The sequence below is a fragment of the Legionella wadsworthii DSM 21896 = ATCC 33877 genome, assembly GCF_000701265.1.
GTDB lineage: Bacteria > Pseudomonadota > Gammaproteobacteria > Legionellales > Legionellaceae > Legionella > Legionella wadsworthii.
In genome coordinates this window covers 217,404-241,873 of sequence record NZ_KL370760.1, presented here as the reverse complement: position 1 = coordinate 241,873, position 24,470 = coordinate 217,404, and the positions used below count along the sequence as shown (strand labels likewise).

Sequence of the window (24,470 nt, the reverse complement as noted above, 5' to 3'; positions counted from 1 at the left end):
ATCTGTCTAATATAAAAAAAAATAAATGAATCATATTTTCTTAATTATTTCTTAAGGTTTGATCTTTATACTTAGCATGAACTAATAGGGAGCCCGGATGCGATGCGTGTATTAATTATTGAAGACAATGCTTTTAATGCATTTTGCTTGTCTCGAATTTTGGAATCAATTAACGCTGCAATGTCTATAGAAACCGTGAGCAACAGTCAGGATGCATTAGCTTGGATAGAATCCCAAGTCCCCGATTTAGTCATTATTGATGGTGAGTTGAATTTAATTAATGAATTTTCAACCCATGGCCCCCAATTGGCTGCACACATATTACAAAAATATCCTCATCTTCCTCTTATCGCCTGGTCGGACTCTGAGTTTATGCGCAGTGCTTTTGCCAAAATCTTTTCTCAATCAAATCGTCTGATTAATGAATACAACACCTGGGCTAAAACAGTCAGTCCAGAATGTATCCAGAAAACCTTATCTTATTATTTTGATGAATTAGAGGCAGAAAAGCAGAATGTTTATTCTCAAGTGACTGCCAAAAGACAAAATGGCTATCATTTTGATTGTGTCTAGTTTGCTTTCATTGACTCCATATTTCAGTGCCAGATTCTCAACGTGCACAAAATACACGCTATAATTATAGATACTGTTTCTTTAAATATATAGATGCAATCTATTTTAAAGGAAATATGATGATGGATTATGAGCGCTCACTGAACTCTTCAGATAAAAAAATTAAGAGAATTCCCAAAACAAAAAAATTGAGTCATATAGAGGAACAAAACGTTTCTGACTCGTTGCACCATCAAGGGATTAAATTGAAAACTAATAGGAAAGAAAAAAATATGCCGGACATGTTTGATTTGGAGAAGTCCACAATTAAAAATGAAGAAGCATTTTATGCAAAAAGTATTTTGCAAAATATTTTGGAAAGTCCAATTGAGTACTCCATAGTTGGCACGGATTTGGATGGAAAAATAGTTGTTTGGAATGAAGGAGCGCGACGAAATTATGGATATCGTGCCGTCGAAATGGTCAATAAAAAAAATATTTTGTTCTTACATACACCAGAAGCGATTAAATCAGGTGCTGCTAAAGAGTTTCTGGAGAGAACCTTGCGTGAAGAGCGGGCTGAAGAGGTATTTGAACGCGTCCGCAAGGATCGATCCCGATTTATTGCCTCCGTGTCTTTAACCTTGCGTAAAGATGATCAAGGCAAACCGATAGGTTTTGTAATGATTTCTAAAGACATTACAGAGGCCAAGCAAATAGAAACTCAATTGATTAAAACCAATGCAGAGCTGGAACAATTTGCTTACATCGCTTCCCATGATTTAAAAGCGCCTTTGCGGGCAATCGAACGATTAGCCACTTGGATTGAAGAAGACAACATGGAGAAATTAGATGAGAAATCAAAAGAACATTTGGCACTACTGCGGCAGCGGACATTTCGTTTGTCTAATTTAATTGATGGAATTTTACAATATTCACGGGCAGGCCGCCTGGACTTGAATATTGAGCGGGTGAATATAAAAGAACTATTGAAAGAAATCCTAGACAACTTAAATCCGGAGGGACGATTTGAGGTGCATTATCCGAAACGTCTCCCCATTTTTAAAACGGCAAAAATTCCATTGATCCAAGTATTCTCTAATTTGATAGGTAATGCTTTCAAACACCACCATAGAACAAAAGGGACCATTGAAATTAGTGTCGAGACTACTGGTGGTTTTTATTTGTTTTCCATTAAAGATGATGGTCCAGGTATTGCGCCTGAGTTTTTTGATAAAATCTTTGTCGTATTCCAAACCCTAAAATCCCGTGATGAAATGGAATCTACAGGGATTGGTTTGAGCATTGTGAAAAAAATTGTCGAATCCCAAGGTGGCAAAGTGATGATAAAATCTAAAATGGGTCATGGAACAACCATGTCCTTTACCTGGCCAAAATATATCAAGCAGAAAGAGGAAATACATTCCTAAAGCAGCCTTCAGTGTTGTCAGTTAGCTAACATTTTTATGAGGAAACTCAAGCAAATTCCAATATTGATGTAGGGAGGAAATAATTTCCATAAATTGTGATACTTGGAATGGTTTTACAATATAACCTGCAACATTCAAATTATAGGCCTCTATTTTATCTCTTTCGCTATTTGATGTAGTCAGAATAAATACCAGCAGTGATTTTAATTGTTTATGGGTACGAATATTTTTTATAAACTCTATCCCATTCATTTTAGGCATATTGATGTCTAGAATAATAATTTTTGGTGTAGGCGTTAATTTTTTTTCTCCATTTTTGCCTAACAATTTATTTAATGCATCTAATCCATTCGTTGCTATATGAATTGGATTGGGGATGTTATTTTTTTCAAAAGTTCTTTGCATGTCTTTAATATCAATTTCATCATCGTCCACCAGCATAAAATTAATGGATTTATCTAATTGATACATTTTGTCTCCTTAAGCTTTAATTTCATATAAATTATAGTCAATAAAACTTAATATTACACACAATGAATTTTATTGATACTATACTTAACGTAAGCATTCACTGTAACGAATGCAAATCTTTTTATTTTAATTAATTTGTTCCTGGTTTCCGTGAGCTTGTATGACTTTCATACACGGTAGGAGAATAAATATGGAATCCCATGCAAACATCGTGGATATACTATATATTGAGGATGATATTGTCGATGTAGAGGGTTTAAAGCGCATCTTTAAAAAGGTGAAAGAATCTTGTGCTATTGAAGTGGCTTCCAATGGTGAAGAAGCTTTAAACAAATTATATGGGCGTGACGGGCAAAAGAAAATTTGCCCTAAAGTGATCCTTCTAGATATCAATGTCCCCAAAATGAATGGAATAGATTTATTAAAGATTATCCGTAAAGATCCAGCTTTGGCTTTTACAGAGGTTTTTATCTTAACCAATGCTTATACAAAAGAAGACAAACTGGCAATTAAAGATTTAAATGTAAGAGGGCAAATAATAAAACCACTTGAATATGGTGATGCATTAAATATTTATTGGGCAACGCATCATACCTAATGGAACCCTATATGTGTCTACGTTTTATTAAAAAATTAAAAAACCTCAAGCCCTCACCGCACTTATGAGAATCACTTAATCTCACCGGATTTTGAAACAATATCATGATTAATGAGCAGCATCCCAATTCGTACCGGTACCAATAGAAACAACAAGAGGCACAGAAAGTTTTACTGTGTTCTCCATCAATTCTTTAATTTTTTGTTTGCTCAATTCAATTTCTTTGCTCTTTACTTCAAAGACTAATTCATCATGCACTTGCATGATCATTTTTGCAGGGGGGATATCTTGCTGCTTTTGCCATTGAGCAATAGATATCATTGCTTTCTTGATGATATCGGCTGCAGTACCTTGCATGGGCGCATTAATGGCGGCACGTTCTGCTGCTTTTTGACGTACCATATTCCGAGTATTAATTTCGGGGAGATACAAACGTCTACCAAATAAAGTTTCGACATAACCCTCTTGGTGCGCTTGTTGTCGGGTTCGGTTCATGTATTCAAAAACCTTTGGATAACGACGAAAATAGGTATCGATGTAAAATTGTGCATCTTGACGTTCAACACCGATTTGTTTCGCCAAACCAAAAGAAGACATGCCATAAATCAAGCCAAAATTAACTGCTTTCGCCCTACGGCGTTGTTCGCTCGTTACCTCTTCCAGCGGGGTTTGAAAAATTTCACTGGCTGTTGCCGCATGGATGTCCCATCCCAAGGTAAATGCTTTAACAAGATTTTCATCTTGTGATAAATGGGCCATGATTCGTAATTCAATTTGGGAGTAATCTGCTGCAAGAATGAGGCAATCTTCAGGCGCAATAAATGCAGTGCGGATTAACCGTCCTTCTTCATTGCGAATGGGAATATTTTGTAAATTGGGCTCACTTGAGGAGAGGCGTCCTGTCGCAGTAACTGCCTGATTGTAAGATGTATGTACTCTATGAGTTTGTGGGTTGATTTTTTTAGGGAGCGTGTCAATATAGGTAGAAACCAATTTAGTGAGACTGCGGTATTCCAGAATGACGGCTGGAAGTCGGTAATCATAAGCCAACTCTTGTAAGACTGACTCTGCGGTAGAGGGTTGCCCAGTGGGTGTTTTGGCGATAACCGGTAGTTTTTGTATGTCAAAAAGAATTTCCTGTAACTGTTTGGGTGAGTTTAAATTAAAAGGCTTACCGGCCAACTGTAGCGCTTCGTGCTCTAAAGCCTTAATTCGTTCTTTCAAGCGGCTCCCATGTTTTGCTAAAGCAACAGAATCGATGAGCACCCCATGACGTTCCATATCCGCAAGAACCGTTACCAGAGGCATTTCTATGTCCTTGAATACATTGTGTACCGACTCAGGTATTAACGAATACAGTTTATTATGGATTTGCAATGTCATATCAGCGCATTGTGCTGCATATGCAGCTGCCTGACTCATGGGGACTTGATCAAACCGCAGCTGTTTTGCTCCCTTTCCTGCAATTTCTTCATAGCTAATTGCTTTATGGCCCAAGTATTTTAAAGCCAGGGAGTCTAGGTCATGGCGCCCTGCGGCACTATTGAGTACATAAGATTCCAGCATGGTGTCGTAAACCATACCTTCCATGGAAATATTGTAATTTTTAAATACGGAATAAATGTATTTGAGATTTCTTCCGATTTTTTTTATTTGAGAATTTTCTAGAACCGATTTTAATGCCGTTAAAACTTCGTCGCGAATCAGTTGCGTTGTGCCATCCGTGTGCATGAAAGGGATGTATACTGCTTTGCCATCAAATGCGAATGAGATCCCAACAAGTTCTGCCAGCATGATGTCTACACTGGTTGCTTCTATATCGATACAGAAGGAATCACATGGTTCCAATTGATTTAATAAGGAATTCAGTTGTAGGTTGGAAGTGATTAATTCATATTGCACTTTAGAAATACTGGATTCACCAGAGGAAGTCATTTCTTCTTCTTCTAATAACTCTTTAAGCCAATTTTTGAATTCGAAATGTCTTGTGAGTTCAATCAGTTTTTCTTTATTGACAGGATTGGGTTTTAATGCGCCCCAACTTAAAGGTAACGCCACATCCGTTTTGATGGTAACCAATCTTTTTGATAAGGGCAATTGGGAAATACTTGCGCGTAAATTATCGCCTATTTTTCCACCAATCTCAGCAGAATGTTCGATGAGGTTCTCTAACGTCAAGTATTCTGAAAGCCATTTGGCTGCCGTTTTGGCGCCGCATTTATTGACACCGGGAATATTGTCAATGCTATCTCCGATCAACGTTAAATAATCAATGACTTGTCCAGGGGAGACGCCAAATTTATCTTTTACACCCTGTATATCCAATGTTGCATTACTCATGGTATTTATTAGTGTAATGTGTTCATTAACCAGCTGCGCCATGTCTTTATCACTCGTGGAAATGACCACAGGTATTCCCTGTTCTGTAGCTTGCTTTGCCAGAGTCCCAATGACATCGTCTGCTTCTACCCCATCGATAATCAATATGGGAAGTCCCATTGCTTCAAGGAGTTCGATTAAAGGAGCAAATTGGCTGCTCAATTCATGGGGCATGGGAGGTCTATGCGCTTTGTATTCTGGATACCATTCGTTTCTAAAAGTTTGCCCCTTTGCATCAAAGACTACCGCCAATTCTTTAGGCTGATAATCCTTAATGAGTTTTTTAATCATATTGGCCACCCCGTAGATGGCTCCTGTGGGTTGACCTTTTGAGGTCGTTAAAGGGGGAAGTGCATGAAATGCTCGAAAAAAATAGGAGGAGGCATCAATAAGAATCAAAGGAGGGGTCATAATTACTCCGCCTCTTCTTTAGCAAGTTGTTTTTTCAATAACTCAACTTGTTCCGAGAGGGCTTTAATGTTTTTACGTATTAATGGGATTCGGTTCACTCCAAGCTCATGCTGGATGGCCAAATCTTTTGGACGGGCCGGATTTCCCAAATAGACATTTCCTTCTTTGAGATGCTTGTTGGGGGGTACGCCAGTACGGGCGCCTAATACAACGCCATCATCAATGCGTACATGATCACTGACACCGACATTTGCAGCAAAAATAACATGGTTCCCCGAGGTCGTGCTTCCGGCAATGCCTGTAAACCCACATAAAATATTATGTTTCCCTAGCTTAACAGAATGCGCTACCTGGACCAGGTTATCAATTTTAGTCCCTTCGCCAACAACAGTCGCTCCCATTGTGGCACGATCGATCGCTGTGTTTGCACCAATTTCCACATCATCTTCAATAATGACGCGGCCAACATGCGGTACCTTAAGGTGTTTGCCATCAACAAAGGTATACCCAAAACCGTCGGAACCAATGACTGTGGATGCATGAATGGTTACTCGAGCACCTATTTGACAGTGGTCATATATTGTCACATGGGCATGTATGGTGGTCTTTTCACCTAATGTAACTCCCCGGCCAATATGTATATGACTTTTTAAAACACAATGATTCCCGATGATACTGCCGTCTTCCACGACAACATAAGGTCCGATGAATACCTCTTTACCCAATTGCACTCCTTCGCCAATTACTGCTGTTGGATGAATGCCTGGTTTGATTTCAGGCTGAGGATAAAAAAAATGCATGAGAGAGATAAAAGCTTTAAAAGGATGCTTGACTTGAATTAACGGTTTATTTGAACTGGATATTTTTTCATGAACAAGTATGGCTGCCGCCTGGGATGACTCTGCCAATTTTACTTTGTCCTGGCCCTCAGCAAATACCAAACTCCCTGGAATAATCTCATCAATAGGCGATAATAAGGAAATTCGTATTGAGCCATCACCAATGACTACACCTTCTATCTTATTTGCTATCTCACCTAATGAATAACTCATTTGCTGGCCTTTTGTAAAATAGCTGATTATATACCCAAGAAACCTTCAAATCTATGCTTTGACCGACTTGATTTCCTGTTCTGAAAATGATTCATGGTATGAGGAATATTTAGAAAGTGAAATATAGAAAAGTAGGTACAAATACTGTATAAAATTAGACTGAATACACAGGATTCATGATTAAAAATCAAAAGGATATGTATGCTTAAAAAAATAATCACTTCTGGATTTTTTGCACTATGGTCGTTTAGTGCATATGCTGCTTATGAAGATATCTATGCACCATGGCTGCCTCAGGTTTGGTCATCAATTATTACTGTAAGCGGAGGACCTGCATGGTCAAGTCCAGGAAAAGATCAATATCTTTATCCACTTCCTCCGCCCCATAGCAACCATTATATTCCTGATACCCAGTCCGATTGGTTAGGTAGTGGTGAATTATTTTTTGGACTACAGCACTTTATTGGAAACAGCAACGTCATTGCTCAGTTCGGACTGGGTGCTGCCATGGCAAGTGACGCGCAGCTTTCTGGTAAAGTTGCAGTGGATGGAATTCCCGATGTATATACCTATCATTATAAAGTGAGCCATTTTCGAGCTGAAATGAAAGGGAAGTTGATTGCATGTGGTTTTTCGCTCGTACAACCTTATGTGAGTGGCAGCTTTGGCGCCGGGTGGAACCATGCCCATGATTGGCAGCCTACTACGATTAGCGAAACCCTTTACCCCACATTCTGGTTTAATACGGCCAGTACCTTAGCATTTTCATACACCTTGGGGTTAGGTGTACAAAAAATGGTTACTCCAAACTGGCAATTAGGGGTGGGCGTGGAGTTTGCCGACTGGGGTAAAAACTATTTGGGAGGCGACAGTGCTACGACTTTAACCCAAGGCCCAGGTATGCCCCATTTGTATACTACTGAATTACTGTTTACTTTAGGATATATGTTTTAAAGGATTTCTCTGTAAGCGGAACCAAGTACCCATTTTAAAAAAGATATACTTTTTTCCGCTTTCTTATTTGTGTCAAGTAATTACTTAATGTATCTGCGGATTATCAAAGCAAGGTTAGCGCCTCCAAAAGCAAAATGATTTGATAAAACAATATCGATCGTTTTTTTTCGGGCTTCGTTCGCGACATAATCTAAATCACACTCTGGATCATGGTTTTCTAAATTAATCGTGGGCAATAACATATCGTGTTTTAAGCTAAGGGATGAGGAAATTACCTCCATTACCCCAGATGCACCAATTGCATGACCAATCATGGATTTTTGCGCAGTAATAGGAATCTCATAAGCCCTATCGCCAAATACGGATTTAATCGTTTGCGTTTCGACTTTATCGTTTAATGGAGTTCCAGTACCATGTGCCTTTAAGTACTGAATGTCTCTGGGTGATAATCTGGCATCATCTAACGCAGCTTGGATTGCACGCTGCTGCCCTTCAGAGGATGGTGCGGTAATATGAAAAGCATCACAACTAGAGCCTAACCCAATGATTTCTGCCAATATGGTTGCTCCTCGTGCTCTGGCTTGATGGAGTTCCTCAAGAATTAAAACACCGGCTCCTTCAGCCATAACCATGCCTTCACGATGTAAATCAAAAGGGCGGCAGGCTTTGGATGGGTGTTCATTATTGGTAGACATTACTTTTAATTTACACCAAGCAGACATCATGGATTCCCAAAGAGGTGCTTCAGTTCCCCCGCAAATCGCAGTAGAAATCTTGCCATGGGCAATTTGCTGGTAAGCTATCCCTATGGCATCAGCAGATGATACACACGCATTCGAAACAGTGGAGTTGGGTCCTCCTAAACCAAAGGAGATAGCAGTAAAATTAGCGATGGAATTCGCCATCCCTTTGATGACGCTCAGAGCTTGCATTTTTCTCCAATTTTCAGAGAAGAAGCACTGATAGCTTGCTTCGGATTCGGGATAACCTCCCATTCCAGTTCCGATGAAGGTTCCAGCTTTACAGAGTTCATAAGGTGTAAGCCCTGCTTGTTCAATTGCATGATGAGTGCAATAAAGTGCAAATTGAGCTACTCGAGGATAACGTTTATTTTTATTGAGTTCTGGAAGTGATGCGAGTGAAAAATCCGTAATCTCACCAGCTATTTGTGTTGGATATAAAGAAGGGTCATAGCTTTGTATGCGTTTTATTCCACATTGTCCCTGCGTCGCAGCTTCCCAGAATTTTTCCAGGCCTGTCCCTATGGAAGAGGTTATTTCCATCCCGGTTATAACAACCCTTTTTTTCATCAATGATCCTTTTTATTTTTATCAATATGGAATTTGTTTCATTCAGTAGAAAGAACGACCTCAAGTGAAAAATTGCTTCCCGTCTTTTAGCTCAATACTAAAGGTGGGGTTGAAATTCTGTCAAGTTCTATATCAAGAGGTTTATGACCGAGTTGTAATTAAAGCTCATTTTACTTAGAGGGGATTAACGCCTTTTTTTTGCAACGACCCGTCTTTGCAGCTCATTTAAATCAACTTCCCAGTAATCACATGAATTTTGAGTTAAAAAACCGAGGCGGGTATAAAGATTAAGGGCTTTTTGATTATGTGTTTCCACATCAAGATTGAGCTCGGGTTTGCCTTCACTCAAAGCGTAATTAATGCAGTGTGAAATTAATGCTGTCCCTAACCCCTTTCCTTGACGGTTCGGCATTACTGCAATATCAGAAAGAGTGGCACCATGATTTTCCCACCGCAAATGGGCTTTTCCCACGAGGTGGTTATCCTCAAAAGCCAAGATGATCTCGTAAGTTCTGTCACTGAGGATATGTTCAAATCGGGGGACTAATTCATCGTGATTTTTAAAAAAACAAGCCTCGTCCAAAATACAAAGGAGTGGAATATCATTTTCTACAGCGGTACGAAATGTCAGATTTTTTTTGTAATCCAGCAAGGGGGCTAAATCATTTCGCTCCATGTAATATTCGCTATGTAAAAAAGAAAAGCCTAACCCAGTCAACCATTGAGTATTTAAATTGGCGGGATTGGAAAAAATGAGTTTATAAAAACCTTGCTCTTTCACAAGGGGCAATATATTGCGGAGCAATTTTTTGGCGATTCCTTTTCGACGATATTTAGGGTGAACAAGCAAGGAGACTTCTACAGCGTCTTCATAAAAGAAGAAAACACTTAAAAAACCTACGAGCCGTTGCTTATCATAATACATTAAAATGGTAGGCAAGGTTCTCTTTTGCACGAGCAAATGAGTATAGAAATTGGGAATGCTGCCATCATTTTTTTTACAGGCAATTTTTAGTTGCTCCAGCTCCGCGAGTTGCTCGTTATTTAATTGATTAGTCGTACTCAGCATAATAAATGGAAAATAATATTGTTTTTTTAAAGAATAGCTGGTTTTAAATAAATTTGCTCTAATATAAAACACAATTGATTAAAAATGTAAGTTTAACACTGCTACCACAATTTCTAAAATGATCAATACAATAATGATTATTTCTAAATTATGGCCATGCCGATTATCCAGGTACCCATTAAACATATCAAAAATTTCATTTAAGGTATCTAGTCGGTGATTGATAGCATTGACTCGTCTTTGAATATGCAGGTAACGCTCCAACATCGTAAAATGCTCTTCTAAAGTAGGGTGTTGCCAAAAATATTTTGGATGATAAAGGAAATTACTAATTAAATTCATTTCGCTTTTTGCACCTAAAATTTCCCCGATAATTTGTTGAATCTGGGTACGGCTAATTTTCATTTCGCCTTTAAGAGAAAGGACTTGGATCATGGGATTGTATCTTTCAATCAATGCATCAATAATGGTTTCGAAATATTGCAATTTGACTGATTGAGAAAATCCATAAGCTAAGCTCAGCTTCAGTTCGTCGCTATGATCTTCTATGGTTAAGCAATCAACATCGAAAAAATCATGAGGCTCGATAATGGTTTTATCTCCTAGCTGATAATGAAATTCATCATGCACTATTATATTGACTGGCTTATCAATGAGTCGTTTAATGTTGTTCAGATAATCATTAATTTGATATCGTTTGATGCCCCAGGAAACTACCGTACCATTCTTAAAAATAAATATAGTATGCTCTTTATTTCGGTTCGGGCTTAATTTGATGACATCGCGTGATTTAGTTGAAGTAAATTCAGTCGACTGTTGTTTAAAATAATTATCTAACCGTGTTAGATCAATGGTTTTGGCAATACAAAAACTTAAGCATTCCATGATGGTAGTAACCCGCGAAAAAAAGCTTTTTAAGATAAATTTTTATACATATATGCTGTATCTGATTATCAATCAGCTAAGTCAGATACAGCATTCTACAATATATAATAATTATCTCAACTTTAACTATTATACACTATCTGCCGTTTCACGGCTTGTATAAGTTTTTTTTCGGTCAGTTGCGCCCCCTAACCATTGAGGACAAACTTCTAAAATTTCAGCAATTTTATCCAATTGCTCTCCGCCTGGAAGCATATGACCAAAAATTAAAGAGTTTGCTAAATGGCGAGAAACCCCAAATACTTTTGAAACCGCTTTAATTTTCTCTGCTAACTCTTCTGGAAAGCCAAGTGAAGCTAACTCGCGATTGAAGCGTTGCGAAAATACTTTACTGTTCATTTTCTCACTCCATGAAAAAATAATAATCAGCATTATGCTGCCCCATCTTAGATACCTGTCAATCCATGATTCAGGTAAAAAGAGTTATAACCCATTTTTTTTTAATAGCAAAGCCTTTTTTACCTATGTAATCAAATGGTTATTTGGAGCCTTACATCATGCTAACTCCTTGACCAACAATTTAACTCATAAAAAGAGTCCGAAAGCCATTAATAATTGGTTATAATAAGATCAATACGGCTTGTTGGTGTGCGACATGGTTATGAATTTGGCGAGAATTTTAGGCTTTAGTTTAAAAGGCTCGAATGCCAGTGCTCATGAAGTACATTTAAATACCATTGCCTATGATGATGAGGGTAAAGCACATCATGTCATTTTCAAAAAAAATAAGTTTTCCGGGAAAAAAGGACAAGAATCATCCAGATTAGAGGCATGCTTTACGGCGGCGGCCAATGCTTATTCTTCACCCGATCGCGCTTTAGGACAAGACATCGTTATCAATTCTCATAATCAAATTGTCGGAGTAAGTTCTGAACACGCGGCGCATGCTTTATTGCGCCTGCGTCAAAAAAATAGAAATATGGTATTCCTGCAAGCACCTCATCCATTACCCGAAGGCACTATCAGTAGTGAGCAATTCGAAACTTGGATAAAAGGCCATACCCGAATCGATGAATCTCCAAAGAATACAGTGACAAATTTTGGAGGAAGTAAATGGGCAGCAATTGCTATCAGGCGAGTATTTCAAGAACATGAAGATACTCGAAGGAAAAGGGAAGAAAATTATAATCAAAGATTAGATGACTATTGGGAAGAACGACTAAGGCTGGGTGAGTTCCAGAATATAGATCCCAAAAACTTAAAGATCGCTCTTGTGTATTGCCAGGAGCAATTTAGTAGAAAAATAAGAGAGTTTGACGTCAACAAAATCCCACCAAGATTAAAGCCCACATTAGAACCTTTGTCGGATCTCCTCCGGTATATTTTTGCCGTTGAAAATTTAAGAAAAAAATGGGGGTCCTACCAGGCGAAAGCTGAAAATCTTGAGCAAGAAGCAGCAATAGCTCGTTATGATGTAGGGAAGGGCATTCATTTTTTAAATAAAATGCCCCAAAATTTCTTTGCCAGGTTAATGGAACAAAAAAATCGAGGCAATGTCGACATAGATATGGATTCATTGGCTGATGTGTTTGCTACAGCCTATGGATTAGAAGAAGATGACTTACACAAGGGGAACATAGGCTATTATGTCACTCAAGAACAAGGCCGTCCCCGCTTCCATTTTTTTAAAATTGATCATGATCTCATGTTTAGTGACAAGATCATGGCGGCGCGCAGTGCGCGAGCCGCAAATCTCCGTTACTCGAGTGATAAATTTAGGATTACGGCTCGTGATTTGATTGGTTTTCCGGATTTGCAGGATTCAGGAAATCACTATTGGCCGACAAAAAGAGCAATATTTACTTCAGGTTCTAAAGCCTATCACAACGACGAAGACCGTGCGGCTTACAAAGGATTGAAAGATGATCTTGAATTTCAAAAGGCAAAGTGGAAACGCTTTTTAAAGCAAGCGGTACTCCCCCCGGGCTATCTTTCTAGATGTTTGCGGCAACCTTTACTAACCGCGAATACAGATCCAGAAATGGAAAGTACCTTGACTATAGTCCAACGTGCTAACTCTTCTAAAATAGCGGAATTAAGAACAAGGCTTCTGTCTATTCCTCAATTTAAAGAATATTTAGAAGAACACTTTGTTGAGGCAAGCCAATCAATCATTGATGAAATTGAGGAATATTGCATTAAAATGATGTGTACAGAGCGGGAAAGACAGCAATATAAGAGGGAAACTTTGAATATGCTCCATTCAATCTATGAAGCATGTCAACAGTATACTCCAGAAACAGCGCTACACGCTGCAATTCAAACCCAAAGTTATCGCTGTTTTGAAAGTGCAAAATATTTTAAAAATATTTTAAACAATACAGACCAGGAAGGTAAGACACCGCTCGATTTTGCAATCGCCCGTTTTCATGAGTGTGAAGAGAGATTACGGACACATCCAAAAAACCCTAAGGCAGTTGAGCTCAAACAAATGCAAGTCTATTATGCTGATGTCATTCTGGATTTGGATCAACATCAGGGAAAACATCATTTCTCTGAAGTAGAGTATTCAAGGGTTCTCGCCACAGTCAAAACAACAAGCTCTGCCTCTATTCTTATTCCTAGAATTAATACGTTGGAAGATTTTAAATATTATCTCGGGGTAATGCGCAATTCGCCTTTACAAACTTTAAAACAAGATAAAGTGTATGCTGTGAAGTTACTGGAAAAAGCGGATTTATCTGAAGAGGAACTTTTGCAATTGAAGGATGAATTAAATATGAAAGAACCCCCTGGACATCTGAAATTTATTAAAGAGCTTCGTTCTGAAATATGGATAATCAAAAAAATTAGAGGGGTATATGGTGAAACAGGAACAGTTTCCCAAATGAAAACATGTATCGATCAAAAATTACAACAATTAAGCGGACAACCTCAAGAATCCGGTTCTTTATTATCCTTTTATAATTCATTATAAAGCTCATTTTTTAGCATTTTTATGATGTTATAAGGTTTTTAAAGTTTTCTTAAACTGCTATATCAACATCCAACCGAGCTCATCTGTTGGCCATCCTTTTTCTCCAATACTCTGAGAAAAACCTTTTTTTTCCTGTCATTTTTCGGCCAAAATAAGAAAAAATTTATAAATTTTTACACTATTCGTATGAAATCGGGTATAATGGCCAACTGAAATTAATGAGAGTTGTCTTTTTTAGATAATTTTTTTATTTAATTGTTCTTTGTATTGGTTAAGGGATAATAACCCATTACATGGAATTTATTTCATATTAGGAGTTAAAACAGAATGATAAAAACAGCCTCAATCCTCTTAGGTTTGGTTTTAACTGGTTCTGCTTTTGCAGATTACCCTAAAGAAATAGCAGCTCATAAAGTCACCCTTGCTGGTTTACAACCTGGTGAAGGTCGTTTTATTCGTAGTGATGTATTTGAGAATAACCGATTTAAATCTGGTTCTTATTTTTGTGCAGGCGCTGATAGTGTTCTCTACGACATGCAATATGTTATTTCAAAAAGCCACGAACCATTTCATGCAGAACACTTAATCAAGTTTTCTATATGCCAAGATGAAACTCTTGCTGATTGTCAAGAATTTGCTACTGATAAATACCTTACTTTTAGAAACCTTGAAGGTTATTTACAAAATGATAAAACTAAATCAAGTGTAGACGTTTCTCCTTTAAAAGTTGTTTATCAATCTTGTGAACCTAATGAAGATATGGATGAGTTGGTGAAACAATCCATTTATGAAAATGATCGTCGATTCTCGCGTATTGGCTAATCGTCCTATCTTTAATTCACTATGTAACCGGCAATGAGGTTTGTAGATTTCACCGGTTACATGGCTCAGGTTAATTCAATGGTCTTTTGAGCGAATCGAATCAAACTATCTATATTCTATTTATGTCAAATTCATTAACAATTGGCCTGATATTTTTTTAATGTGATTATATGATAATCACTGATCGCATAATGTATTCTGGAGGTGCAGCAAATGAAAAAAATGAACTTATTAGGAGGTTGTTTGTTATTAATACTTGCATTGGATGCGCACCCTTACCAAACTCGCGATGGTAAAATTTATGATGGAAAAGACCAGCCAGTTCATATAGATGGCCTATCATGGTCTGGATTTCAGGATACGAATGTTTTTCAAGGGTTACAAAGTAATCCTTTTTATGCAATACCTTCTTTGAGTTCAAATCCAAGGACCTATGGAATGGTGGATTTAATCAGCCATCCCTGGGACTTTCCCAATTCAGGTGTAGACAAAAATTCAGGCGTACGCTTTAAAACAATACGTTTGCCCATTCAACCGGAAGTTCTCTATGATGAGCAACATGAAGTAGATTTGAATAAATCCATTTCTGACAAAGCCTTACCCAGGGCTGGCAATGGTATATTCTGTAAAACATGGCAAAGCAATGGTACCGCCTGTGAAAAGGCAGTTAGTCCTAAACAAGCTTTTTGGATAGTATTGCAAGAATTAAAAAAAAATCATCTTAAAGTCATGATCGACATCCACCACCGCCATGGTTATGGCGATGGAATGCGAGATGGTACGGTCTATGACATGCAACGCTATGCACAAGATATTTCTCTCTTGGCAACAGAAATTAAAAACCGCAATTTAGATAATGTCATCGGAATAGACATTTTTAATGAACCTTACCAATTAAACTGGTTTAAAACGCATAATGCGCAAGTCCCCTGGACCAAGGTCATCGCAACTGCAGCCAATGCTGTACAGAAAAATAATCCAAATTTATTATTATTCGTGGAAGGTCCTGATTCAGGAAGCGATGATGCAGATAATCCAGTCATTTGCGTGCCTAAATCACAAGTGGTCAATGACAATGGATATAGCCACTCCTCTGATCCTGCTTTATGCGGCAATTTAGAACGCATGTTTTTTAAAGGAAATTGGGGTGAGGATTTCAAACCTTTACTAAATCAAAACCAGGCTAAAAAGGGAATTCCCACATTGGATAAGAATCTTTTAAAAAATGAGTTAGTCAAACAAGGGATAAACTCATCAGCCCTTCAATGGCTATTAGGAGATGAAGCCCAAAACAGTCATTTGGTTTTCTCTCCTCATGTTTATCCTGCTGAAGTAGCAGGCTGGGAAACTGCTCCAGGAATGCCAAGCCAATTACGATTTGATTGGTCTTGGGGATTTTTGCACCAAGCAGGATATCCTGTAGTTCTGGGAGAAGCTTCATGGAAATCTGCAAAAGGAAAAGCGTTCTTTACTCATGCGCTGATGCCTTATTTACAAGCCAATATGGAAACCAGTGATCTCTTCTTTTGGGCAGTTGGTTATTTGGGAGATACAGTAAGCGCAATTGATCCCAATTCAGGTGAGCTCAATTTAGATGTGCAACAAACGCTAAAAGATTATTTTAATACTATATAATTCTTTCATTCTTCTTTCCTACATAATCCATCATTATCCCCCGCTCAGGCGGGGAAACTGTATTCACATAATAGATACAATGAAGATGTTTGAATTAATTAGATCTAGATCTCAAAAACATTAATTTTTGGGCAAAACCTTCCCATAGATTCACTTTTCAAACTTAATGCGGAGAAAACAAGTCACCCTGAAATATTATTTTAAAGTTTGTTCTATACTTATGAAAAGAGTTTTTTTATAGATTTGTATCATGGCTAAAATTAAGGTGGCATCAATAGACTTTGACGGTTGTTTAAGTCATCAAAGTTATCAAGAAAGTTTAAAGCAAAACCCTGAAGCAGACAGAGGTCAAAAATTGATCGAACATAATCAATTATTGATGGACCGATTAGCGGGATTTGATAAAATAATGGTTGGTTCTAATCGCCAAGATGTTCGAGGCGATGTGCAAGAATCCATGAAATCCAATTTTGCTCTCAATAGTATTGATCATACTGGTTCCTGCTTTTCGACTTTTCATTCAATGAGTGAGCATTTAGAAAGTACCTTTGATACTTTTTTGTTAGGAGATCTGTATACCCAAAAACCTCCAGGTTTTACCATTCAAGAAGCGATGAAGCTACAAAAAGATCATAAATATAGTGACGATCAAAAAGCAAATAATGTAGCTCATATATCAAGCTGGGCATTTGATCACAAAAAAGTTTCTGTTGTTTATGCACAAATCCAGAAATTGTCTTTAGAAAACCCCAATGATGAGATTGAATATAACTTTGTTGACGATCGAACAGATATTCTTCACGAGATAGAGCAGTTTTTTAAAGAAAATCCTGATTTAATTCCTGGCAATGTAAAAATTAAAACCGTTCGTTATTATAATGGTAACCCAGATAGACACAGTGTTGATTCTCAAATGCAAGTTGTAGAAAGAGAGACTATAGAATCAAATGATAAAACTACAAAGGCCAATCCTTTTTATGCTCAAACTCTTAGGTCTTGGGCTACTGATTGTAAAGATGAGACTGGGGAGCTGAGGCCTGACGAAAAAGAAAATTATAAGCACTTAGCCAAAGTACATACTTCAACACAAGAGGCCATGCAAAAATTACATCATGATTTTCAAGGCGTTCTAACGCTCACTAAAACCTCTTCTAAAGCAGCAAACGAACTTATTCGCTCGGATTTAAGCCAATACTCTGCTGATTCTTATAGGCAGAAGCTTGTTGATGTATACAAGGAATCTTGGGAAAAACAATATTACGCTGGCAAACTGAGCATCGGGTATTCTGCTGTATTAAGAAGTTTGACTCGGGAATTAGCGAATCAGCCAGAGCTTTTAACACAGGTAAAAAATGATTTGAAGGACTCCATACAAAAAGATAACACTTACGAAAGGTATCGTGCTGGTCCTACATCCTTTAGAGATGAGCAATTTGAGCAGGACTGGAATAAATTTACTGGGGCTGATGTTAATATATTTCAAAGAGCTGCGAAAACTATTATGCAAGCGTTCAAAAAGCCTAAAGAAGAAGTTGAACTTCCAAAAATGGATCCAGGGATTCATATGTAAAAAGAAGAATATCATTTATGTTTCTTCGAATAAATGTATTACATAAACCTGTGAGTTGAGCAAAACCTGATTGGTATTTAAGTAAAATTTTTACTTATTTCAAAGTCACAATCATAGTTCCATTGCAGGTTTAACATTCCAGGCAAGGCAATCCCACCTTATAGCCCGTTCTTTATTTTCAAAGACAGACAATGCCCCAGTTGACATTTTTATTCCATGCTGGGCACTGAATGATTCAAAATCGCCCGTCAAATAAGGCGCAAAACGGGCAATGCCATTACTTGTAACCACCAGACAGGTTTTTCTAGAGTATTCTTTGCGAAGGTGATTGGAAAATTCAAGCCAATTATTTATGAGCGTATCAGGCTCAACCTTCCAGCCTTCCGGGACTATTGCCTGCTTTTCCCAGGCACGAATTGCGTCTATCCCAATGCGCGCAACCACTTCTTCTTCGGGTTGGTTTTCGTCGGGTCCATAATCAATTTCATTGAAAATAGCCAAGGACTCAATAGCTAGATGTGTTCCCATAACAGTTTGTGCTTGTTCTGCGGTTTGTATGGCGCGCTGAAGTTTTGATGTGATAATGACATCAGGAATAAGATGATTTGTTTTTAGGTAGGAGCCGAGCATCCGGCCTTGTTCCAATCCACTTTTGACCAAGGGTAAATCAGTAGTTCCTACCCGCCGAACAATGTCACCAGGACTAAATGTATTTCCATGTCGCGCAATAATTAATCGTGTATTCATGATTCACTAGTCTCTAATAACTCACCATGTTGTAGAATCAAAGCTTCCGCTCGAGCCACGTCTTCTGGGCTATCAATGCCAGACATATTGGCACGATCTTTATAATCTACAGGAATGCAACGAAGCGTGTGGCCGTTTTCCAGAATACGTAATTGCTCCAATCCTTCCATTTTCTCAAAAGGGCTTTCTGGCAATGTAATATATTTTTCTAGCATTTCTCTCGAATAACCATATAAACCGATATGACGAAAAATGGGGCTTTTTTCGCTCTTTTGCCTTAACTTTTCTTCTTTGCGGATTGCCGGAATAATATTTTTACTAAACCAATAAGCATTGCCGGTTTTTTCATGAAACACTGCAGTCGTTCCACTAAAGGGAGTGATCTGTTTGTTTTTGCGAAGTTCATCCAATTGCTTCCAGGTTAATTGTGTGACAGGAGTCACAGCATCACAAGGAGAAGTTGCAAAAGCATCGATCAGTGCACGTAAAAAATCGGGTGGGGTTAAAGGGGCATCACCTTGCATGTTTAAAATGAAATCAGGTTTGTCAGCCAAAGATTGGATTGCCTCAGCCACGCGGTCAGTGCCGCTGGGCGCTTCTGGTGAAGTCATGACTGAAGTTACACCTAAAGCATTACAATGTTGAATAATGCGTTCATCATCAGTGGCTACCAGTACAGTAACTTTTTTTAATCCTTTCGCAGCAGCAAGCGACAAACGGACAACCCGTTGCAACATGGTTTGTCCACCAATTATAGCTAAAGGTTTTCCTGGCAAACGAGTCGATGCATAACGGGCTGGAATGACAATGGCACTGTGCATAAAAAAAAGATTCCAAATAAAAAAGGTCAATCATAACGTAAATATTATAGGGTGACTACAGTAAAAAGGTGATGTGAAACAAGTCTAAATAACATTTTAGAAAGGTACAGAAGCTGCATGGCAAGTATTCAGAAGGGTTACTCTTTCATTTTTTCTTTGCACTGTTGGAGGAAATATTGGGCGGGCAAATCATTACTATTACTTACAAGGATTTGTTCAAAAAGAGCCGCTGCTTCATCAAAGCGTTTTCCCTCATAAGAATCTAATGCATTCGCAAAGATAGAAGTGGAGTCCTTTTTTAATTGCACTTCAGCTGGAGGATTATGGTTAAATACTTCATAAATTTTAATAGGATGAACCTTACCTTTAACTTTAGTCGTTCCTAAGGAACGTACATCAAATGCATCTTTGAATTTGAACTGTTCGTAGGTCTCTTCGCCAATAATAATCTCAGTATTGAAAGTTCGTGTTAATCTCTCAAGCCTCGATGCAGTATTTACCGCATCGCTTATCACACTGCAATCCATGCGCTTTTCATAACCCACAGTTCCTACGATTAAATTACCGGTGTTGATGCCAATACCGACACGAATGGTAGGCTGGTTTTTTTTCTCCCTTAAGTCATTAAAATTATCCAAAGCTTCTAACATCCCTAATGCTGCATGTACCGCATCGTCCGCATTATCAAATAAGGCCATAATGGCATCACCGATGTATTTATCAATTACCCCCGAATTTTTAAGGATCGCAGGATCCAAGAAACTCATGAGCATGTTAAACAGATTGAAAATTTCCACAGGCGATAAACGTTCTGCCATCGTGGTAAATGATTTGATGTCCAGAAAGAGAACGGTCATGACTTTTTCAACGCAATCGCCAAGCTCTATATCTCTTATATTTTTGCGGTTTAATACTTTCAGAAAATCTTGGGGGACAAACCGCGCAACAGCAATGGCATTTTGTTGGATTTCGACGAGTTTATTAATCAACTCATCGTTTAATGCCCTAACCTTCTGTTCCGCAATTTGTAACTCCTGAAAATACGAACTGGTACGCACCATGTAGCGTACTCTATAACCTAATAGGGTGGGGTTAATTGGTTTGCTGGTAAAATCCGTTGCACCAGCCTCAAAAGCTTGGTTAATCGATTCATAATCCTCTAATCCGGTAACCATCATAATTGGAAGATATCGCCATTCTGCCGACTTACGAATTTTCTGACACACTTCAAAACCATTGAGGCCTGGCATTTCTACATCCAATAAAATCGCATCAGGTTTTGTGGTTTTCAGTAAAGACAATGCAGATTCCCCATTTTCTGCCTGCAGCACATTAAAACCTTCTTTGAGGAGTGCATCACAGGTGATCAAGCGCATCGTCGCGCTATCATCTACTACCAGAATGACCGGATTTTCTTTTTCCATATAAGCCTACTTATGTTCGGGGCTACAAATTTTATTTAAATAGCCTGCAATGTGCTCCAATGCGACAATATAATCTACCGCATTTTGAGATTGAGCGACGGCCCCCATGCCAAATACTATCGAACTCTCCTGGTCTTGAATTAAAGTGTGGCCATGGGCTTTTTTCAGCTCCAAGAGACCTTCTGCTCCATCATCACTCATACCGGTGAGTAAAATACCGATGGCTTTTTTACCACAAACTTGAGCAACAGATTGAAGAAGTCGAGTGATGGAAGGGCAGAAACCAGAAACTGGATCGGCATCGATCAATCGACAGATTAATTTATCATGATGACGTTCAATTTCCGTATGCTTGTGATCAGGAGCGAGATAAACAGTGCCTTTTTCTAAGGGCTCAAAATCTTCTGCAGTTTTGACATGAAGCTTTATATTCTCTTCAAGCCATTTCGCAAATCCACGAATAAATCCACTGCTCATGTGTTGAACTACGACAATAGGTACTGGAAAATGAGCATCTAATTGCGAGAGGATTGTCTTTAATGCAATGGGTCCGCCAATCGAAGCGCCCATCGCCACTATCTCAAAATGGGTTGCATCCCCATATTTCGCAATTTGTTTTTTATGCTCCTCAAAAATAGAATGTTTTTTTAAAGGCTTTTTGATGACTTTTATATCGGAAAGGCTACGAATCGTATCTGTTATGTGTTTGCTGCTTTCATGAAAAGATGGAGACAATACATTGACTGGCTTTGCTAAGGCAGTTAATGCTCCGGCTTCCAGTATATGAAAGGTTGCATCAAGGGATTCATCATTAACTAAAGAGCTGATGACAATTATGGGTGTTGGATTACTATCCATGATGATACGAGTTGCTTCGAGTCCATCCATGATCGGCATTTGGATGTCCATGGTGATAAGGTCAGGTTTTAATTTTGCCGTTAATTCAATCGCTTCTTTGCCATTTTTTGCGATACCAATGACTTGCATGTCCTGTTCAGCTTCTATGATGTGCTGAATCAAAGCAATTTCTGTAGGGGAGTCATCGACCAATAAAATATTTATCATGGGTAGCCATTCATAAGAGCAACATTCTTTTAATCATCTCTGAAGAGTTTAGTACGAAATTAATTTGATTGCTTCCTGTCAGTGTAGCTCCGATGACACAAGGGATGTTCGATAGGGGTTCTTGCAGTGGTTTGAGTACAATTTCCCTTTCTCCAATAATATCGTCAACAAGCAGGGCGATACGTTCTCCATCATGTTTGATGATTACAAGAGTATTGTATTCCGTTTTATTGTATTTTTTTTCTGAAAGATTCAGTAAATTTGCCAATGAGCATAGCAAAACAGGCTGTTCTTTGACAAGAACAGTAGGGCTTCCTTCCACAAGCTGTATCTCATGTTTTTTTATCAACATGACACTTTCAACCGAGTTGGTGAGAAGGACGAATATTTGATTCGTGCAAGAAACAATTAAACCGCGTTCAGTCGCTAAAGTTAGGGGGACTTTGAGATAAAATACAGTTCCTTTGCCAGGTTCACTTTTCACGCTGACCTTGCCTTTCAGATGGAGTAAATTAGAGCGAACCACATCCAGACCTACACCACGGCCAGAAATATCAGTCGCGATGTCGCGGGTCGAGAAACCTGGTTTAAAAATGAGCTCATAAAGCTCGTCTTTTTTCATATTTTCAATTTCGGATTGAGTCAAAATATTCTTTTTAAGGGCCACACGAATCAAATCATCAGGATTGATGCCCGCACCATCATCAATAATTTGGAATACAATTTGATTGTCTTCCTGGTGCACATTAATAGAAATGTTCCCTTGTGGTGTTTTGCCGGCTGCCAAACGAGTCTGGGTATTTTCAATGCCATGATCAATGGCATTACGGAGAAGATGTACCATTGGATCTTTCAAACCATCAAGAATCATTTTATCCATTTTTACATCATTACTGTTAATTTCAAGGTTGATCTGCTTATTTAGTTCATGAGACAAATCACGTACGATTCTAGGTAAATAACGCAATTGAGTGGTTACAGGAATAAGACGTAATGTCCGTATTTCATCTTGTAGTGCATTTAATAAAACAGATAATTCACCTACAGAAGTTCGCAACTCTCTTTGCATGAAACGAGAGGAGTTGGTGATTTCTGATAATTCGTTTAGATTAGTCAATGCCAATACGTCTATTTCATCTCCAGAAACCGGTTTTAAATGCGCTCTATTTTTTTTCCAGGATTGAATCAGCGTATCCATTTTGAAATTCATCTTTGCCAACTTGGAATAATATTCCTCTATAGCAATTTTAATCGCTTGAATTTCTTCTGTATAAACGGATACGCGTTCTAAATTCTGCAAAGAGACACGTATCGTTTCAAACTCACTGGTTTTTGCCTGTGTTTCTGAAACATTAGACCGTTCTTCTTGGCTTTCTGCTATTTTATGATGCGATGCTAAGGGAACAATTTCCTTCGCTGGCAATTCAATGAAATCTTCCAGCTGCTGCAAATGTTTTTTTAGATCAAATGACAAAGGTTTTTGTTCGCTATAACATTGCATCGCTTCATTCATGTAATCTATGGATTGCAAACACAGACTAATGAGATTCGGAGAAATTTGAATGGTTTTTTTTTGAATTGCGGAAAATAATGTTTCTATGTGGTGCGCTATTTCTCCAATATCCTGAACACCAATGCCCCGCGCTGATCCTTTTATGTTATGAGCCACTCGAAAAACTTCATCCAATGTATTCTGGAATTCCTTTTCGGAATCAATCCCTTTCTCAAGTTTTAGCAAACCATCGGTTATGGTCACTAAATTATCTTGAAGTTCTGCTCTAAATGTTTCTAATAGTTTATTTAAGAAAACATTATCCAATGTTTGAGCAGAGGGTTTCGTTTCTGAGTCGACAGGTTCAGTTAAAATGGGTTTTTCTTTGATTATTGGTGCTTGATCTTCGTATTCCCCAGAATTTAGGGCACGTTGCAATTGCTTTAATAAGGAATGAAGATTGTCTGAGATAGGTTTTTTATCGATATATTCCTGGAGGGCTTCCCTCATTCCATCTACCGCACGAAATCCTAAATTCAAAATTTCGGTTGGAGATTCTTGCAAGGGTCCAAATAATTTTTCTATATGTTCGGCGATTTTACCCAGATCTGGAATCCCTACTGAATATGCTGAAACTTTAATATTGCGTCCTGCTCGGGAAATTTCTGCCATATCCAGTTTAAAATTCCCTTTCGATTTGCTTCGGTCGATCTGTTTTAAATGATCGGTTATTATGGTTAATAATGATTCTAGTTCTTCACTAAATGTTTCAAGCAATTGCTTGGATACATCTTCTGGAGTCATAG

The 24,470-nt window shown here is 38.2% G+C and carries 20 protein-coding genes; 8 read left to right on the top strand and 12 right to left on the bottom strand.

Annotation, left to right across the window (positions count from 1 at the left end; translation table 11 throughout):
• Positions 1-102: 102 nt before the first annotated feature.
• Together BU07_RS0112705 and BU07_RS0112700 are read left to right on the top strand one after the other, a co-directional pair.
• Positions 103-573, top strand: coding sequence for a response regulator (locus BU07_RS0112705; RefSeq protein ID WP_031566613.1), 471 nt, complete (start codon positions 103-105; stop codon positions 571-573).
• Between the two features lie 119 nt (positions 574-692).
• Complete coding sequence (locus BU07_RS0112700; protein WP_031566612.1) at positions 693-1,982, top strand: sensor histidine kinase; 1,290 nt, start codon at positions 693-695, stop codon at positions 1,980-1,982.
• Between the two features lie 21 nt (positions 1,983-2,003).
• On the opposite strand, the gene BU07_RS0112695 is transcribed toward BU07_RS0112700, so the two are convergent.
• Positions 2,004-2,453: a response regulator gene (locus BU07_RS0112695; protein WP_031566611.1), complete on the bottom strand. Its 450-nt coding sequence runs from the start codon at positions 2,451-2,453 to the stop codon at positions 2,004-2,006.
• Positions 2,454-2,643: 190 nt separating this feature from the next.
• Between BU07_RS0112695 and BU07_RS0112690 the strand changes: the two genes are divergently transcribed.
• Positions 2,644-3,051: a response regulator gene (locus tag BU07_RS0112690; protein ID WP_031566610.1), complete on the top strand. Its 408-nt coding sequence runs from the start codon at positions 2,644-2,646 to the stop codon at positions 3,049-3,051.
• Positions 3,052-3,159: 108 nt separating this feature from the next.
• On the opposite strand, the gene polA is transcribed toward BU07_RS0112690, so the two are convergent.
• Together polA and lpxD are read right to left on the bottom strand one after the other, a co-directional pair.
• Positions 3,160-5,841 (bottom strand): DNA polymerase I, encoded by a 2,682-nt coding sequence (gene polA / locus BU07_RS0112685; RefSeq protein WP_031566608.1) that lies wholly within the window; start codon positions 5,839-5,841, stop codon positions 3,160-3,162.
• A 2-nt stretch (positions 5,842-5,843) separates the two neighbouring features.
• A complete protein-coding gene (lpxD, locus tag BU07_RS0112680) occupies positions 5,844-6,893 on the bottom strand; it encodes a UDP-3-O-(3-hydroxymyristoyl)glucosamine N-acyltransferase (RefSeq protein ID WP_031566607.1) in 1,050 nt (349 codons plus the stop codon).
• Positions 6,894-7,094: 201 nt separating this feature from the next.
• Here lpxD and BU07_RS0112675 point away from each other — a divergent pair, with 201 nt between their 5' ends.
• On the top strand, positions 7,095-7,847 hold the full coding sequence (locus BU07_RS0112675) for an outer membrane protein (protein WP_031566606.1): 753 nt from the start codon (positions 7,095-7,097) through the stop codon (positions 7,845-7,847).
• Between the two features lie 80 nt (positions 7,848-7,927).
• On the opposite strand, the gene BU07_RS0112670 is transcribed toward BU07_RS0112675, so the two are convergent.
• From BU07_RS0112670 to BU07_RS0112655, 4 genes are all read right to left on the bottom strand, one after another.
• Positions 7,928-9,157 carry a beta-ketoacyl-[acyl-carrier-protein] synthase family protein gene (locus tag BU07_RS0112670; RefSeq protein WP_031566605.1) on the bottom strand — a complete coding sequence of 410 codons (1,230 nt, stop codon included), beginning with the start codon at positions 9,155-9,157 and terminating at the stop codon, positions 7,928-7,930.
• A gap of 184 nt (positions 9,158-9,341) precedes the next feature.
• The gene (locus tag BU07_RS0112665; RefSeq protein WP_031566604.1) at positions 9,342-10,226 is read right to left on the bottom strand and encodes a GNAT family N-acetyltransferase; all 885 of its coding nucleotides are present in this window, start codon (positions 10,224-10,226) and stop codon (positions 9,342-9,344) included.
• A 78-nt stretch (positions 10,227-10,304) separates the two neighbouring features.
• Positions 10,305-11,111: an RMD1 family protein gene (locus BU07_RS0112660; protein WP_031566602.1), complete on the bottom strand. Its 807-nt coding sequence runs from the start codon at positions 11,109-11,111 to the stop codon at positions 10,305-10,307.
• Between the two features lie 129 nt (positions 11,112-11,240).
• Entirely contained in the window at positions 11,241-11,510 is a 270-nt protein-coding gene (locus BU07_RS0112655) for a hypothetical protein (RefSeq protein WP_031566600.1), read from the bottom strand.
• 256 nt (positions 11,511-11,766) lie between these two features.
• On the opposite strand from BU07_RS0112655, the gene BU07_RS0112650 reads away from it, so the two are divergent.
• From BU07_RS0112650 to BU07_RS0112635, 4 genes are all read left to right on the top strand, one after another.
• A complete protein-coding gene (locus BU07_RS0112650; protein WP_031566598.1) occupies positions 11,767-14,088 on the top strand; it encodes a hypothetical protein in 2,322 nt (773 codons plus the stop codon).
• A 327-nt stretch (positions 14,089-14,415) separates the two neighbouring features.
• Entirely contained in the window at positions 14,416-14,910 is a 495-nt protein-coding gene (locus BU07_RS0112645) for a hypothetical protein (RefSeq protein WP_031566596.1), read from the top strand.
• A gap of 213 nt (positions 14,911-15,123) precedes the next feature.
• A complete protein-coding gene (locus BU07_RS0112640) occupies positions 15,124-16,545 on the top strand; it encodes a cellulase family glycosylhydrolase (RefSeq protein WP_031566594.1) in 1,422 nt (473 codons plus the stop codon).
• A gap of 250 nt (positions 16,546-16,795) precedes the next feature.
• Positions 16,796-18,115 carry a hypothetical protein gene (locus BU07_RS0112635; protein WP_031566592.1) on the top strand — a complete coding sequence of 440 codons (1,320 nt, stop codon included), beginning with the start codon at positions 16,796-16,798 and terminating at the stop codon, positions 18,113-18,115.
• A gap of 111 nt (positions 18,116-18,226) precedes the next feature.
• On the opposite strand, the gene BU07_RS0112630 is transcribed toward BU07_RS0112635, so the two are convergent.
• From BU07_RS0112630 to BU07_RS0112610, 5 genes are all read right to left on the bottom strand, one after another.
• Complete coding sequence (locus BU07_RS0112630) at positions 18,227-18,862, bottom strand: histidine phosphatase family protein (protein WP_031566590.1); 636 nt, start codon at positions 18,860-18,862, stop codon at positions 18,227-18,229.
• The gene (gene kdsB, locus BU07_RS0112625; RefSeq protein WP_031566589.1) at positions 18,859-19,683 is read right to left on the bottom strand and encodes a 3-deoxy-manno-octulosonate cytidylyltransferase; all 825 of its coding nucleotides are present in this window, start codon (positions 19,681-19,683) and stop codon (positions 18,859-18,861) included. The genes BU07_RS0112630 and kdsB overlap by 4 nt, the downstream gene beginning before the upstream one ends.
• 137 nt (positions 19,684-19,820) lie before the next feature.
• A complete protein-coding gene (locus tag BU07_RS0112620) occupies positions 19,821-21,107 on the bottom strand; it encodes a response regulator (RefSeq protein ID WP_031566587.1) in 1,287 nt (428 codons plus the stop codon).
• A 6-nt stretch (positions 21,108-21,113) separates the two neighbouring features.
• Positions 21,114-22,172: a chemotaxis-specific protein-glutamate methyltransferase CheB gene (gene cheB, locus BU07_RS0112615; protein ID WP_031566585.1), complete on the bottom strand. Its 1,059-nt coding sequence runs from the start codon at positions 22,170-22,172 to the stop codon at positions 21,114-21,116.
• Between the two features lie 10 nt (positions 22,173-22,182).
• Positions 22,183-24,468 (bottom strand): chemotaxis protein CheA, encoded by a 2,286-nt coding sequence (locus BU07_RS0112610; protein ID WP_031566584.1) that lies wholly within the window; start codon positions 24,466-24,468, stop codon positions 22,183-22,185.
• Positions 24,469-24,470 lie beyond the last annotated feature (2 nt).